We start from the raw sequence: 15290 nt of genomic DNA, 5'->3' as shown, positions 1-15290 counted from the left end.
TCATTGCATCATGCTGTTAAAATTGAAAACTTGAATTGGTGACTTGAAACCAATTCACGTCATTAAATCTTTTCGACTTTCCACTCACCTGCCACATTCACCAATTGGTGAGTTGCATGCGGTACCGAGTTTAAACTGTCATTTCCAAGTAATTGAATTACACTAAAGCCTTGTGTACGTGCATTTGAAATTGCTTTAAGCAAATCTGCATCCGTACCTTTAGGTGCAACAACCACATTTAAATCTTTAAATTGACCTGTGCTTAACGCATATAAGTCGCACGAAAAACCAGTGGCAGGACGCGCACGACCAAAATGTTCGCCAATGCCGTCATAGCGACCACCTTGAGCCAGTGGAGCCGCACGGTTTGGTGCATACACTGCATACATTAAACCAGTGTGATAATGGTATGAACGTAATTCTACAACATCTATACCAATATGCAGATTTGGCCAACGTGACTGAATTTCGATTTGAGTCGTTTTCAAGGCATCAAAGGCTTGCTTGAATGCTTCATCCTCGAAAATTTCAGCACTTAAATTGGCTTGTAATGCATCCAGATCACTTGAATAGCGACCTAGTGTATAAAAATCTGCACCAAATTTTAATTCTTGTGTAAATTCAGCAAGTTCAGGTAATGCTTTACGTTGATAAAGGTCAGAAAGATGACTTTCCACAGCCTTTGTCAAACCCGCATGTTTCACTAAACTACGGAACAAACCGACATGCCCTAAATCTAGATGGATCCCTTCTGCCAAGCCTGCTTTTTCAATCAAGCCGAGCATGACATCAACCATTTCGACATCAGCATCAATACTGTCCGAACCAAATAGCTCTGCACCTAATTGCAGTGGTGCACGTGTGGTATTAAACCCTTGTGGTTTCGTATGTAAAACCGTTCCTGCATAGCAGTAACGAGCCACACCATCTACTGGATGTACATGCGCATCAATACGAGCCACTTGTGGTGTCATATCGGCACGCACACCAAGTAAACGACCGGATAACTGGTCGATGACTTTAAAAGTGGCTAAGTCTAAATCTTGATTCGATTCTGAAAGAGAAGATAGAGATTCGATGTATTCGATAAATGGCGTGTACACCAATTGATAACCTCGAGATGCGAGGAAATCTAGTGCGTCACGACGCAAAGTTTCAATCACTTGCGCCTGTTCTGGTAATACATCAGCTACACCATCAGGTAATAACCATGTCTCTGAAATGGGCATGTTGTAAACCTAAATTCTGTCAGAGCGGAAGTTATCCGCATAAAAAAATCGGGAGCACACCCGATTTCTCCTAGTCTAGCACGATAGTTTTGGCTGTGCACCTGACTTTTTCACAAAAACCAGCGGAATACTTATTGTTTAATCAGACAAAAATCGCCCGATTCGATTAAAGCGCCCATACAGTTTAAATATGATACTAAATCAGTCCATGATTAGGTTAATGGCAATTCTGTAGTCTGCTTAATCTTCTGCAATGGAATTTCAGTTTTTACATTTTGCAGCCCTGAAATTTTGTTTAGATGATGAATCTGAAACTTACGGTACGCATCCAGATCAGCCACCACAATCCGTAAAAAGAAGTCACAATCCCCTGCCATTAACTGACATTCTACAACTTCTGGCATATCCTGGATCGCATCTACAAACTGGTCGACTGTTTCGGCATCCTGACTTTTCAACCAGATACGAGCAAAAACCGTTAAGCCCAAATTAACTTTAGTGGAATCAACTAAAGCCACATATTTTTCAATAATGCCATCATCTTCTAACTGTTTTACGCGACGTAAACATGGTGAGGGAGACAATCCAATCACTTGCGCCAATTCATTATTTTGCAACTTTCCATTTTGCTGTAAGGCTTTCAATATACGTTTATCAACTTAATCCATTTCGACCCACCAAAGAATTTAATTTCAAATTAATCATCATTGTTAATTTTTAATGCTCAATTAAACCTAAATCAAGCTAATTTAAGCGAAAAATTCCACTCTAACCCTTATAAAATACCATTCTTAAAAAACAAACCTTCTCTACTCAGGTAAAACCGCATGTTGACGTTAAAAAACACCGTTCAAGATTCAACCTATACAAATGAGTATGTTGAATTTAAGCGTGGTGTTAAAACGTCTATCCCTCTGCTGCTGGGTATTATTCCATTTGCACTGGTACTAGGTGCTCAAGCCACCCAGAAAGGCTTTTCATTGCTTGAAGTTCCTTTACTCACAGGACTGAACTTCGCTGGCGGTTCGGAATTTGCCATTCTGGAAGTCTGGACCAACCCACCTAATATTTTAATGCTGATATTTATTACCTTTTTAGTCAACAGCAGACACTTATTAATGGGTGCAAGCTTGGTGCCTTATTTGCGTCATTTACCCAATAAAAAGGTTTTTCCTGCGCTGTTTTTTATGGTCGATGAAAGTTGGGCCGTCAGTCTAGCCGACGCGCAAAAGAGACAGTCTGTCTGGGGTTACCAACAGGCTTTCTGCATGCCATTTTATGCAGGCTTATGTTTTGCCTTGTATATCATGTGGGTCGGTTTTACCAGCTTAGGCGCAATCATTGGCCCGGTTCTGGGTGACGTTTCTCGTCTCGGTTTTGATATGGCATTCCCTGCGGTATTTTTAGTGTTATTGCGTAGCATGTGGAAAGGTGTTCGCGCAGCTCGCCCATGGCTAGTCAGTTTAATCACTGCGGCTTTGGCTTATTTATATTTACCGCAAGGCTGGTATGTACCGATCGGTGCAATCTCGGGAATAGCATCTGCGTTCTTTTTAATGGAAGATGAATAATGATTCACTCCGCAACGTTTCTTGCTATTATTTTTATTGCAGCGACAACCTACCTTACGCGTATTTTGGGCTATGTATTACTGAAAAACAAAACTTTAACAAATCGCCAGAAACGCATTTTAGAGGTTGTTCCCGGTTGTGTGCTTATTTCTGTGATTGCACCTTATTTTATCAAGGACAACCCTGCCGACCTGCTTGCAATTGTGATTACCCTAATAGCAGCTTCACGTTTTTCATTACTGCCTACAGTTTTGATTAGCATGACATCTGCTGCTATTTTAAGGCTGGTGATTCTTTAGATCCTAACAAGGATAAGTTATATGGATGGTCTGTCCGAGGAATTGACCGCCTTTGCTAATAACCCAACCAATTCAGCATTTTGCAACTCGACTTGACTGAGTTTATTGGTGGTTTTATCGAGTACTTGTTGCTGAATATGCATTTTTTTTGCCAAGTCCTGCATAATTTCCAAGGTTTTTTTCAAGTTCTCTTCCAAATGAATCACTTTTTCTTCTAATTGTTGCTTCATCTGAATATCACTGACCGCCTCATTTTGATTTGAAAACTGTGCCCAAATCAAAAAAATCACTGCTATGGCTAATAGCAGAATAAAACTCCATATAAATATCAACATAGGACTGATGCTCTTATTTTATTTAGTTATTATTCAATATCATGGTGGATTAATGAAGTGAATTTTTTTAAAAGCTTGATTTAAGTAATCTGATTTATTTAAAAATTACTAAAAAAGCTCAACTTTTTCACAGACACATTGAAAAACCATTTCATTTTTTACAGATCAATTTTTTTCAAGCTAAAGTTTATATTTATTGATCTATTTAATTCGACTAAAACACCATTTTATCAGTGTTTGATGCTATCAATTTATTAAGTTTTGTTCTAATTTCGAAGCCTCATCGTTATTAACCTTGTTATTTACGATTCGAACATCGTCATCCCAAAATAATGGATCAATGAGACACTTTGTTTAAAGCATCTCATAGTATCAAAATATTCAGAACAACGAGGATTACCCTCTAATCTTTTTTAGCCATCTGAATTTTATGATGTAAATGACTCACATAAATCCAGCAGACGATTGGCATAACCCCACTCGTTATCATACCAGGCAAATACTTTGGCCTGATGTCCAACCACCATGGTTTGGCTTAAATCCACAATTAAAGAATAAGGCGAGTGATTAAAATCAGATGACACCAAAGGTTCATCGGTCACATCCATAATTTCAGCATAATCATGCCGTGCTGACTTGACCAAGACTTCATTAATTTTATGCACTGTTACATGCGATTGAGCCACAAAAGTTAAATCAATGGCAGCGACATTAATGGTGGGTACACGAATGGAATAACCATCAATCCGGTCTTCCATTTTTGGCATCACACGTTTTAATGCAGCCAATGCTGAAGATGTGGTGGGAATAATGTTTTGCCCCGAAGCACGGGCACGACGCAGGTCACGATGCGCATGATCCAGTACCGACTGATCAGCCGTTACCGCATGAATTTCAGTCATCAAAGCGGTATCAATTCCAAAAGCATCATCAATGATTTTAACTAAAGGAACCAAGGCTTGTGTGGTACAAGATACACTGGAAATAATTTGATCAGTGTCTTTAACTTCATAATGGTTTACGCCATAAACAATCGCAGCATCCACACTGTCAAAAGGTGCAGCACCAATAATGACGCGTTTCACCCCTGCGGTAATATGTTTGGTTGCCGCTTCACGTGAACGGAACAAGCCGGTACATTCAAGTACCACATCAATATTTAAATTATTCCAAGGCAAGAGTTCAGGCTGTTGCTGGCAGAATACCTGTACTTTTAATTGCGCAAAACCGGCTGAAATATGCAAAAAAATCTGTTCATTTTCAAGCAACACCTCGACCTTGCCTTTAAAGCGTCCATGAGTAGTATCGTATTTAAATAAATGAACTAAAGTCTCTACCTCTGCAACATCATTAATCGCCACAATGTCAAAATGAAAATCTTTGGGATTTTCAAACCAAGCACGTAATACATTGCGACCAATTCGCCCGAAACCATTAATGGCTACTCGTTGCATCAGATATCCTTAACTCTTGGGTAGATGTAAACACGTGCCTATGTTAATGGATTTTAATCAAATACCAATACCATTTCTGTACATCAATTTATGAAATATGGTTGTGTTAATCATTCCCTATCCCACTTGTCCCATTTATTTCAAACCAGATCATCGCCAATTCTTGCGATATAAAAATATTCACTCCATCCTTGATGAAATTTTAAAAATAAGACCAAGCTTTAAATTGAGGTAGAGATTTCTCTCAATATGCAGATATAGTGATTACACAGAATTGTCATTAATTCGCCTTAAAGTGATTGGTGCATGAGGGTTTTTCCGTTATAATTTGGCGTTTTAAAATTTTAAGCCCAGTGTGCTGAAGCAGTTCATTTTGCATAAAAATGCTCGGTACACTACTCGCCAATACGAAATATGGAGTGACTTGGTTGTGAGTACTCGTTTTATGACATCAGCTGAAATTCGTGAAGCATTTTTGCGTTACTTTGAATCGCAAGGGCATACACGTGTCGCGTCGAGTTCACTTGTACCCGCCAATGACCCGACTTTATTGTTTACCAATGCCGGGATGAACCAGTTTAAAGACTGCTTCCTGGGTTTGGAAAAACGTGATTATGTTCGCGCAACATCTTCACAAAAATGTGTACGTGCCGGTGGTAAACACAACGACTTGGACAACGTCGGTTATACCGCACGTCACCATACATTCTTTGAAATGTTAGGTAACTTTTCATTTGGTGATTATTTTAAACGTGATGCGATCAAATTTGCCTGGGACTTTTTGACTGGCGACGAATGGCTGGCACTTCCTAAAGATAAACTCTACGCCACTGTTTACCATACCGATGATGAAGCCTTTGACATCTGGAACAAGGAAATTGGTCTAGATGCCAGCCGTATTATCCGCATTGGCGATAACAAAGGCGGTCAATACGCATCAGACAACTTCTGGGCGATGGGCGACACGGGTCCTTGCGGTCCATGTTCTGAAATCTTCTTTGACCATGGCGATCATATCTGGGGTGGTTTGCCGGGCACACCTGAAGAAGATGGCGACCGTTTCATTGAAATCTGGAACAACGTATTCATGCAGTTTAACCGTACTGCGGATGGTGTATTGCAGCCTCTTCCAGCGCCTTCTGTAGATACAGGTATGGGCTTGGAACGTATTTCTGCAGTTTTACAACATGTAAACTCAAACTACGAAATCGATTTATTCCAACACCTACTCAAATCAGCTGCAGAAATTATTGGCATGGATACCACTGCCATTGAAGCTGAAGCTGCTGCAAATAACAAACCCGTTGAATACCCTGCATCTTTAAAAGTTGTTGCTGACCATGCACGTTCATGCTGCTTCCTGATTGCTGACGGTGTAAACCCTTCAAACGAAGGTCGTGGTTATGTACTTCGTCGTATCATTCGTCGTGCGGTTCGTCACGGCAACAAATTGGGTGCGACCGGTTCATTCTTCCACAAAATGTTGCAACCACTCATCGAAGTGATGGGCGAAGCTTATCCTGAACTTGCAGCGCAACAAGCACGTATCGAAGCACAATTACTGAAAGAAGAAGAGCAATTTGCAAAAACTTTAGAGCAAGGTTTGAAATTGCTTGAAGGTGAATTGGCTAACTTAAAAGGCAAGGTGATTCCGGGTGAAACCGTATTTAAACTGTATGACACGTATGGTTTCCCGACTGACTTAACCGCTGACATCGCGCGTGAACGTGATTTAAGCATTGATGAAGCTGGCTTTGAAGTAGAGATGGCTGCACAGCGGCAGCGTGCACGTGACGCAGGTAAATTCGCAATTGATTACAACTCGATTGTAAACGTCGACAGCGAAACTCAATTCGAAGGCTATGACGCAACTCAAGGTGATGGTCAAATTGTTGCAATCTATAAAGATGGCGAACAAGTTGAAGAAGTGGTTGAAGGCGATGAAGCTTTAATCGTACTCAACCAGACCCCTTTCTATGCAGAAAGCGGTGGTCAAATCGGTGATACAGGGATCTTCAGAAACGAGACCGGTATTTTCGAAGTTCAAGATACCAAAAAATCTGGTGGTGCATTCGTTCATCAAGGTATCGTGACCATGGGTAGCTTAAAAGCTTCTCAAAGCGTTGAAGCTACTGTTAAAGCCGACATTCGTGCTGCAACTGCGCGCAACCACTCTGCAACTCACCTTTTACATGCTGCCCTACGTCAAGTTTTAGGTTCGCATGTACAACAAAAAGGTTCACTGGTTGCAAGCGACATCCTGCGTTTTGACTTTGCCAATGACCAACCGGTGTCATTTGAACAACTTCAAGAAGTTGAACGTATTGTTAACCGCGAAGTGATTGCCAACACTGCTGTATCTACTGAACTTCTAGACATCGAATCTGCCAAAGAAAAAGGCGCGATGATGTTGTTCGGTGAAAAATATGGTGATGAAGTACGTGTACTTTCTATGGGTTCAATCACTGAAGATAAAAACTTCTCGATCGAACTTTGTGGTGGTATTCATGTGAAACGCACCGGTGACATCGGCCTGTTCAAAATCACCTCTGAAGGTGGTGTTGCAGCAGGTGTACGCCGTATTGAAGCGGTGACTGGTACTAAAGCAGTGGAAATTGTGCAAAAAACCGATCGTGATGTTCAATACATCAATGGTCTGTTAAAAGCACAAAATCATCAAACGGTAGAAAAAGTTGAAGCCGTTGTTGAAACTGCGCATCAATTGCAAAAACAAATTGAGCAATTGAATCAAAAACTTGCGAACTTCCAGGCAGCTGAACTTTTAAGCCAAGTTCAAACCATTGCTGGTCGTTCGACATTGATTACCACTGTTCAAAACATGGATGCGAAATCACTTCGTAACCTGCACGACGGTGTGAAATCTAAATTAGACAATGCAGTGATCGTGCTTGCTGGTGTAGAGGGCGATAAAGTTAGCCTGCTTGCATCTGTAGCAAAAGATTTCACTGCAAACATTAAAGCAGGTGACATCATCAAACACTTGGCGACCGAACTCGGTGGCAAAGGTGGTGGTAAACCTGACTTGGCACAAGGTGGCGCGCCACTTAACGAGAAGTTTGCACCAGTGATGGCAGATTTAACTGCCTGGCTTGAAGCAAAATAAAGACTTCACTTTTTGTGTAACGGACCCTGATAGCTATATCAGGGTCATGGCTTTTATGGAACAACTATGGCATTAATCGTTCAAAAATATGGCGGTACCTCTATGGGTACTCCCGAGCGCATTTTAAATGTTGCTCGTCGTGTAAAGCGCTGGCATGACCACGGCCACAAGGTAGTGGTGGTGGTATCAGCAATGAGTGGCGAAACCAATCGTCTGCTTGCTTTAGCGAAGGCCATTACCGAAACCCCTGACCCGCGTGAACTTGACCAAATGGTTTCTACCGGTGAACAGGTTACGATTTCTATGTTAGCGATGGCGCTTAACTCGATTGGAGTTGAAGCAAAATCACTAACAGGTCGCCAAGTTGGCATCAAAACCGACAGCGCATTTAACAAAGCCCGCATTGAATCCATTGATACTGACGTATTAACTGAAAACCTCGATGCAGGCCGCGTACTTGTAGTTGCAGGCTTCCAAGGCTTTGATGAACAAGGCAATACCACGACTTTAGGTCGTGGCGGTTCAGACACTTCTGGTGTTGCACTTGCTGCTGCATTAAAAGCAGATGAATGCCAAATTTACACAGACGTGGATGGTGTTTATACCACCGACCCTCGTGTTGCACCTAAAGCAAAAAAAGTTGATCGTATTTCTTTTGAAGAAATGCTGGAAATGGCATCTTTGGGTTCTAAGGTTCTTCAAATTCGTTCAGTTGAATTTGCTGGTAAATACCAAGTGCCTTTACGTGTATTATCAAGTTTTGATAATGACGATGATGGCGCATTTGACGAAGACTTTAAACAAAACGTCGGCACTCTTATTACTACTGAATTGGAAGACAACATGGAACAGCCAATTATCTCTGGTATCGCATTTAACCGTGACGAAGCAAAATTAACGATTCTAGGTGTGCCTGATGAACCAGGTATTGCAGCTAAAATCTTATGTCCAATTGGCGATGCTAACGTTGAAGTGGATATGATTATCCAGAACGTTGAAGAAGATGGCACAACTGATTTCACCTTTACGGTGAACCGTGGTGAATTAGCCAAAGCCACCACCATTCTTGAAGATACCGCGAAAAAAATTGGTGCACGTGAAGTTGCAACGCGTTCTGACATCGTAAAAGTATCGATTGTCGGTGTAGGTATGCGTTCACATGCTGGCGTGGCAAGCAAAATGTTCACTGCCCTCGCTGAAGAAGGCATCAATATTTTGATGATCTCAACTTCAGAAATCAAAATTTCAGTGATCATTGAAGAAAATTATTTAGAACTTGCTGTGCGTACTCTTCACACTGCTTTCGGTTTAGACCGTGAATCTGGTGAATCAAGCGTACGTGCATAATATCGAAAAATGTGTCACAAATTGTCATTGTTAGACAGTTTTTAAAAAAGTAGAAAAAAACGGTGCCACTATAGTTTTTCTTATAGTGGCTCTGTTATATTAGCCATGTGCTTTTAAGAAATTTTTAACTAAACACTATATGGGACGAGATTTGTCACATTGCTTTGTTAAAATTTTCTTTGATATTTTTTAAGGTTGTGTTTTTTACATTTTAGATCAATTGCAGGTTTAGCATTTTGCAAGGAGATAAACATGCTGATTCTGACTAGACGTGTCGGAGAAACATTAATGATCGGGGACCAAGTCAGTGTAACTGTGCTTGGTGTTAAAGGAAATCAAGTTCGTATTGGCGTAAATGCTCCAAAAGAAGTATCTGTTCATCGTGAAGAAATTTACCAACGTATTCAACATGAACGCGCTATGCACGAACATCTTCAACATCTCGATCAAGATTATCAACCTTCTTTTGAAGAAGATAATTTTCCACAGAATACCCAGAATGACTTTAATCGTTAAAAAGATTAAATGTTTTTCTCATAAAGCGGCTTATGTAAGCCGCTTTAAATTTATCTGGACATTAGTTTTGTTCAAGTAAAGCCAAGGCTTTTTTGACCGGTGCATAACTGCGACGATGCTGATCAATCACCCCATGTTGCGCAATCGCCTCAAAATGGGCTTTGGTTGGATAACCCTTGTGTTTGGCAAAACCAAAGTGCGGATATTGCTGATCAAGTTCCACCATTTGATGGTCACGCGTGACTTTTGCCAAAATACTGGCAGCTGAAATTTCTGCATGCAGCGCATCACCACCTACAACTGCATCACAGCTCATCGTTAAGCCCTGTGGGACTTTATTTCCATCCACCAATACATGTTCAGGTTGTATGCTTAGAGCCTCTACAGCGCGGCGCATAGCCAATAATGATGCTTGAAGAATATTGATCTCGTCAATTTCCTCATGACTCGCTTCAGCAATGGCCCAAGCCAGGGCTTTTTCCTGTATTTCGATAAATAATTTTTCACGTTTTTTTTCAGTGAGTTTTTTAGAATCATTCAAGCCCTCAATCGGGTTATTGGGATCTAAAATAACTGCAGCTGCAACAACTGAACCCACAAGTGGACCACGCCCTGCTTCATCTGCACCAGCGATTTTCATAACCTATCTACCTACAAAAAAAAAGAGGCTGAACAAGTCAGCCTATTTATTACTTCATTAACGATTATTGTACTGCTTCAGCAACACAGGCGTTAATTGTTTTAGTGACTGCATTTGAAACAATTGTCGTACGTGCTGCCGGATCAATTGCTGCTGTTGCCAAATCTACAGCGGTTACGCTTTGTGGCGCCTTTTCACTGACACAACCACAAATTTCAGACTGAATATTTTGTTTTTGCGTTGCAGTCATCAATTTAGTCGCAGTTTGCCATGCAGCAATATTATTCAACTCGGTTGTACATTTTGCATTAATTGCAATTTTAATTGCAGCGTTACCTAGTTGCTGAGTTGCCGATTGCGTGCCTGTTGCACCCGTTGTACCTGTAGTTGTGCCAGTTGACACACATGCAGTGAGCGCTAAAGTTAAAGGTGCAAGTACAGCAATTAATTTTTTCACAGTTAAATCCTTTGTTATAAAATCTGTTGGGCCTATTTTGCCGAAACTTCTTCCTAGAAGAAATCGATATTTCAAATGAATTTTCCAGGTGCGTATTGTCTGTACAAAAACAATACCGCTTTCAGCGTTGCAAGGATTATACGCTTCGTTCCATATTCAACGTTTTTTTAAATACGCTGTTTGATTAGCATGCTGAGACTTATAAATTACATGTTGGTCTAACATGACAAGCACTTCACAATACTATAGCCGTACAGCACAAATACTTCATTGGCTGATGGCGGTTATTTTCATTGCCGCATGGTTAATTGGATTTTATAGCGGAAATTTTTTAAGTTATGATGTTGATGGCAGTTTTAAAGGTCAAGTCATCACTTTACATAAAAATATCGCGACAACGATTATATTTCTGGTCTTGATTCGTCTGTTTTGGCGCTATACCCACCCCGCTCCACAACTGCCAGACACTATGTCGCCATCAATGAAGGTCTTGGCACATCTTGGGCATTTGGCTTTATATTTAATGTTGCTCGCATTACCGATTACCGGCTGTTTGTTTAGCTGGAGTGCTGGACATCCTGCGCCTGTTTTGTATTTATTTGAAATTCCGCGTCTGGTTCAAGACAATCCTGAACTGTTAGCCATTGTTAAGCCTATCCATATTTATTTATCGTGGTTTGCCGGTTTTCTGGTGATAGGACATATCGCTGCTGCGTTAAAACATCATTTTATAGATAAAGATAATATTTTACACAGTATGACTCGACAAGAAAAATAGCCAAATAATGCCCAATAAAAAGCCGCCTCTGTTTATGCACAGATACGGCTTTTTCTTATCTCAAACTCACTTCAGGGCTTCTTTAGCACAACCCTTAACGCTATTTAAAACGGCTTGTTTAATCAGACTATTTTTAGCCTCTTCACTCAACGATGCCATTGCTAGGTCTTTCGCAGATACATCATTCAGGGCATTATCACTGACACAACCACAGATTTGTTTTTGCACCGAACTTTGACGCTCTGAACTCATAAATAAGGCCGCTGATTGCCAGATTTTTGAATTATTGAGTTCACTTTTACAACCTTGTTCAAGTACTGGTTTCAACATTTTCTGAGTTAAAGTAGAATTTTTATCGGTCGCAAAAACTGATACAGAACCAACCAACAAAGCAATAGCAGCTATCCAGCACAGACTCTTTTTCAAAATAAAACCTAATTTTTAACAAGCAATGATTGAGCAGATCAATGTATCAATCTGCCCAATCCAAAAGCATTTTTCGAAGGAATGGATTACACCAAAGCATCAATCTGTTGTGACCATTTTTGTTTTTCAGCAGCAGAGATAAATGAAGCTTCAAACGAATTTTTAGCCAATTGCTTAAGCTCATCATTGGATAAATCCAAAGCTTCAGCAATCGCAATAAAGTTGTCATTCATATATCCACCAAAATACGATGGATCATCCGAATTTACAGTCACATGCACGCCTTGTTGCAATAAACGACGGATATTGTGCTGTGCCATATCATCGACCACACAGAGCTTTAAGTTACTTAAAGGACACACCGTTAAAGGCATTTTTTCGGCAATTAAACGTTGCATCAGTTTAGGATCTTCTTCTGAACGTACACCATGATCCACTCGGTTCACTTTAAGCAAATCCAAAGCTTCCCATACATATTCTGCCGGACCTTCTTCACCTGCATGTGCCACCACTAAAAAGCCTGCTTCACGCGCTTTGGCAAATACCCGTTCAAACTTAGATGGTGGATGCCCCACTTCGCTTGAATCCAGACCGACAGCGATAATTTGATCTTTAAATAGCAAAGCCTGTTCTAAAGTTTGAAATGCCGCTTCTTCACTTAAATGACGCAAGAAACACATGATTAAATGCGATGTAATGCCCAATTTAGCTTTTGCATCATCACAGGCGCGTTGCAAACCATTAATCACGGTTGCAAATGCCACGCCACGATCGGTATGTGTTTGTGGATCGAAGAACATTTCAGTATGGACGACTTTATCTGCAGCGCATTTTTCAAAATATACCCAAGCCAAATCATAAAAGTCTTGCTCCAGCACCAAAACATTGGCACCTGCATAATAAATATCGAGGAAAGATTGCAGGTTGTGAAAGTTGTAGGCCTGTTTCACTTCATCTACAGATTTATACGGAATATCAATATGGTTACGTTGAGCAATGGCGAACATGAGTTCAGGCTCAAAAGTCCCTTCAATATGTACGTGTAACTCTGCTTTTGGCAGCGCTTGAATAAGCTCAAGTTGGTTCATATCTTATCCTTATAAAACTTTTTTCAAAAAATAAAAAAGGGTGCAAACTGAGTTTACACCCTACTGTGAATTTGGTGAATTAGCCACCAAATGCAGCAAATTTCAATGCCCAAAGTGCAGCAATAATCCATACCATATATGGAACAGTTTTCGCCTTACCTGTACACAACTTAATCAACGCATAGCTAATGAAACCCATCGCAATACCATCTGCAATTGAATAAGCAAAAGGCATAAATACGATGGTTAAAAAGGCAGGAACCGCTTCAGTGATGTCTTCCCAGTCAATGTGTACAATTCCCTGAATCATCAACACACCCACAAATAGCAAGGCTGGTGCAGTCGCAAAACTTGGTACAGATTGCGCAAGTGGTGCTAAAAACAGGCATAACAAGAACATGATGCCAACAACAACAGCGGTTAAACCTGTACGACCACCTGCTGCAACACCCGCAGATGATTCAATATAAGGCGTGGTTGAAGATGTACCCAAAGCCGCACCTGCAACAATTGCAGTTGAATCGGCAAAAAGTGCTTTTTTCAAACGCGGCAGTTTACCGTCTTTTAATAAACCTGCACGATGTGATACACCCACCAATGTGCCTGTTGAGTCGAACAAATCGACCAGGAAGAATACAAAAATCACGCCCACCAAGCTAGCAGTGAACAAGCCTTGAAAGTCCATTTGCAGGAATGTTGGGGCAATAGATGGAATCTGACCAACCACGCCTTGAAATTGGTTATAACCCAATGCTGTCGCAATAGCAGTAATGACTAAAATACTGATAATAATCGCGCCACGCACCTTAAAGTGGTGCATCACTACAACCATTAAGAAACCAAGCAAAGCCAGCAGTACTGAAGGTTGTTTTAAATCACCCAAGCCCACTAAGGTTGCAGGATTATCTACAATAAGGCCGGCATTTTTTAAAGCTACCAATGCGAGGAACATACCAATACCACCGCCAATCGCCAGTTTTAATGACATTGGAATCGCGTTGACAATGGCTTCACGAATTTTAAACATGCTGATCGCAATGAAGATCAAACCTGATACAAACACAGCAGCCAGTGCAGTTTGCCAAGGCACACCCATTCCCATACACACCGAATAGGTAAAGTAAGCATTCAAGCCCATACCCGGCGCAAGTGCGATTGGATAATTCGCAACAATCCCCATAACCAAACAACCGATTGCGGCTGCCAGACAGGTTGCGACAAAGACAGCCCCATGATCCATGCCGGTTTCGGACAAAATCATTGGATTGACAATAATGATGTAACACATAGTTAAGAAAGTGGTTACACCTGCAAGAACTTCTGTGCGAAAACTGGTTTTGTTTTCGCTTAACTTAAATAAGCGTTCAAGCATATTCTCTGAAGATGGATTAGGAGTCGTCATGACTTTACCCCGGTAAGTAAACTTTATGCCGTCAGCACGCTATAAAATTAATGATCCGCTACGTCGAATCATCATTAATTTTATAGCTGTCAAAGCAATAGATGTGCCAATTTTTCCATTTAAAAACAAGTAGATTGAACAATTTCTCATTGGAGCTAAAACAGTCAAATGACAAAAATTGTAAACAAAAAAGCTGCATAAAAGTTATGCAGCTCTACTTAGTTTAAATAAATCATATACTTATAAAACAAATATAATGATTCAATTATGGTTGTGGCAAATTATAGCACAATGATTTTTTATTGTTTCTAAAATTTATTATTCAATAAAATTCAATAAGATAACAACAATTTAAAATTAATAAATTCGGACTGCACGACTAAAGTTCACTTGATTTAGCAATGAAGCGATTTGAAGAATGAACGGGAAAGACTTTAATGTCATTATTAGGAATAAATTTATGAGAACGAGTATCTATGATATTGAGTGACTGATGTGCATCATCAATCAACTGATTCACTTCTTTCTCTTTTTTTATTTCTGAATCCTGATAAACCCAATACCCGAGTACTAGCACGGCAAAAATAATGACGAGGATTAATATTTTTTTCATAACAAAATTTT

15 protein-coding genes are annotated in these 15290 nt (G+C 40.3%); 6 read left to right on the top strand and 9 right to left on the bottom strand.

All coding sequences use genetic code 11. The features are described from left to right. Positions 1 to 62: 62 nt before the first annotated feature. On the bottom strand, positions 63 to 1229 hold the full coding sequence (locus tag HLH18_RS11850) for an ATP phosphoribosyltransferase regulatory subunit (protein WP_171546984.1): 1167 nt from the start codon (positions 1227 to 1229) through the stop codon (positions 63 to 65). A gap of 212 nt (positions 1230 to 1441) precedes the next feature. Continuing rightward, positions 1442 to 1876: an Lrp/AsnC family transcriptional regulator gene (locus HLH18_RS11845; protein ID WP_350643252.1), complete on the bottom strand. Its 435-nt coding sequence runs from the start codon at positions 1874 to 1876 to the stop codon at positions 1442 to 1444. A gap of 180 nt (positions 1877 to 2056) precedes the next feature. On the opposite strand from HLH18_RS11845, the gene HLH18_RS11840 reads away from it, so the two are divergent. After that, positions 2057 to 2800: an AzlC family ABC transporter permease gene (locus HLH18_RS11840; RefSeq protein WP_171546983.1), complete on the top strand. Its 744-nt coding sequence runs from the start codon at positions 2057 to 2059 to the stop codon at positions 2798 to 2800. Beyond that, positions 2800 to 3099, top strand: coding sequence for an AzlD family protein (locus tag HLH18_RS11835; RefSeq protein ID WP_171546982.1), 300 nt, complete (start codon positions 2800 to 2802; stop codon positions 3097 to 3099). The genes HLH18_RS11840 and HLH18_RS11835 overlap by 1 nt, the downstream gene beginning before the upstream one ends. 17 nt (positions 3100 to 3116) lie before the next feature. On the opposite strand, the gene HLH18_RS11830 is transcribed toward HLH18_RS11835, so the two are convergent. Together HLH18_RS11830 and HLH18_RS11825 are read right to left on the bottom strand one after the other, a co-directional pair. Then, positions 3117 to 3431 carry a hypothetical protein gene (locus tag HLH18_RS11830; protein ID WP_131286999.1) on the bottom strand — a complete coding sequence of 105 codons (315 nt, stop codon included), beginning with the start codon at positions 3429 to 3431 and terminating at the stop codon, positions 3117 to 3119. A gap of 431 nt (positions 3432 to 3862) precedes the next feature. After that, positions 3863 to 4888 carry a type I glyceraldehyde-3-phosphate dehydrogenase gene (locus tag HLH18_RS11825; RefSeq protein ID WP_171546981.1) on the bottom strand — a complete coding sequence of 342 codons (1026 nt, stop codon included), beginning with the start codon at positions 4886 to 4888 and terminating at the stop codon, positions 3863 to 3865. A 430-nt stretch (positions 4889 to 5318) separates the two neighbouring features. On the opposite strand from HLH18_RS11825, the gene alaS reads away from it, so the two are divergent. The 3 genes from alaS (at position 5319) to csrA (ending at position 9875) form a co-directional block, all read left to right on the top strand. Next, the gene (gene alaS / locus HLH18_RS11820; protein WP_171546980.1) at positions 5319 to 8012 is read left to right on the top strand and encodes an alanine--tRNA ligase; all 2694 of its coding nucleotides are present in this window, start codon (positions 5319 to 5321) and stop codon (positions 8010 to 8012) included. Between the two features lie 66 nt (positions 8013 to 8078). After that, entirely contained in the window at positions 8079 to 9359 is a 1281-nt protein-coding gene (locus HLH18_RS11815; RefSeq protein WP_171529775.1) for an aspartate kinase, read from the top strand. 252 nt (positions 9360 to 9611) lie between these two features. Continuing rightward, a complete protein-coding gene (gene csrA / locus HLH18_RS11810) occupies positions 9612 to 9875 on the top strand; it encodes a carbon storage regulator CsrA (RefSeq protein WP_067723263.1) in 264 nt (87 codons plus the stop codon). 61 nt (positions 9876 to 9936) lie between these two features. Here csrA and rnhB read toward each other — a convergent pair whose 3' ends face one another. Both rnhB and HLH18_RS11800 read right to left on the bottom strand, forming a co-directional pair. Then, entirely contained in the window at positions 9937 to 10515 is a 579-nt protein-coding gene (gene rnhB / locus HLH18_RS11805; protein WP_171546979.1) for a ribonuclease HII, read from the bottom strand. 64 nt (positions 10516 to 10579) lie between these two features. Continuing rightward, positions 10580 to 10972 carry a hypothetical protein gene (locus tag HLH18_RS11800; protein WP_171529773.1) on the bottom strand — a complete coding sequence of 131 codons (393 nt, stop codon included), beginning with the start codon at positions 10970 to 10972 and terminating at the stop codon, positions 10580 to 10582. Positions 10973 to 11195: 223 nt separating this feature from the next. On the opposite strand from HLH18_RS11800, the gene HLH18_RS11795 reads away from it, so the two are divergent. After that, positions 11196 to 11750, top strand: coding sequence for a cytochrome b (locus HLH18_RS11795; protein WP_171546978.1), 555 nt, complete (start codon positions 11196 to 11198; stop codon positions 11748 to 11750). A 66-nt stretch (positions 11751 to 11816) separates the two neighbouring features. Here HLH18_RS11795 and HLH18_RS11790 read toward each other — a convergent pair whose 3' ends face one another. The 3 genes from HLH18_RS11790 to HLH18_RS11780 all read right to left on the bottom strand — a co-directional run bounded on the left by HLH18_RS11790 (position 11817) and on the right by HLH18_RS11780 (position 14666). Continuing rightward, positions 11817 to 12176: a hypothetical protein gene (locus HLH18_RS11790; protein WP_250852413.1), complete on the bottom strand. Its 360-nt coding sequence runs from the start codon at positions 12174 to 12176 to the stop codon at positions 11817 to 11819. Positions 12177 to 12262: 86 nt separating this feature from the next. Further along, complete coding sequence (locus tag HLH18_RS11785; protein ID WP_171546977.1) at positions 12263 to 13264, bottom strand: adenosine deaminase; 1002 nt, start codon at positions 13262 to 13264, stop codon at positions 12263 to 12265. A gap of 79 nt (positions 13265 to 13343) precedes the next feature. Further along, a complete protein-coding gene (locus HLH18_RS11780; RefSeq protein WP_171546976.1) occupies positions 13344 to 14666 on the bottom strand; it encodes an NCS2 family permease in 1323 nt (440 codons plus the stop codon). Positions 14667 to 15290: the final 624 nt, after the last annotated feature.

It is taken from the genome of Acinetobacter sp. ANC 5414, from assembly GCF_013004295.1.
Lineage (GTDB): Bacteria > Pseudomonadota > Gammaproteobacteria > Pseudomonadales > Moraxellaceae > Acinetobacter.
This window is presented reverse-complemented; position numbering and strand designations above follow the sequence as displayed.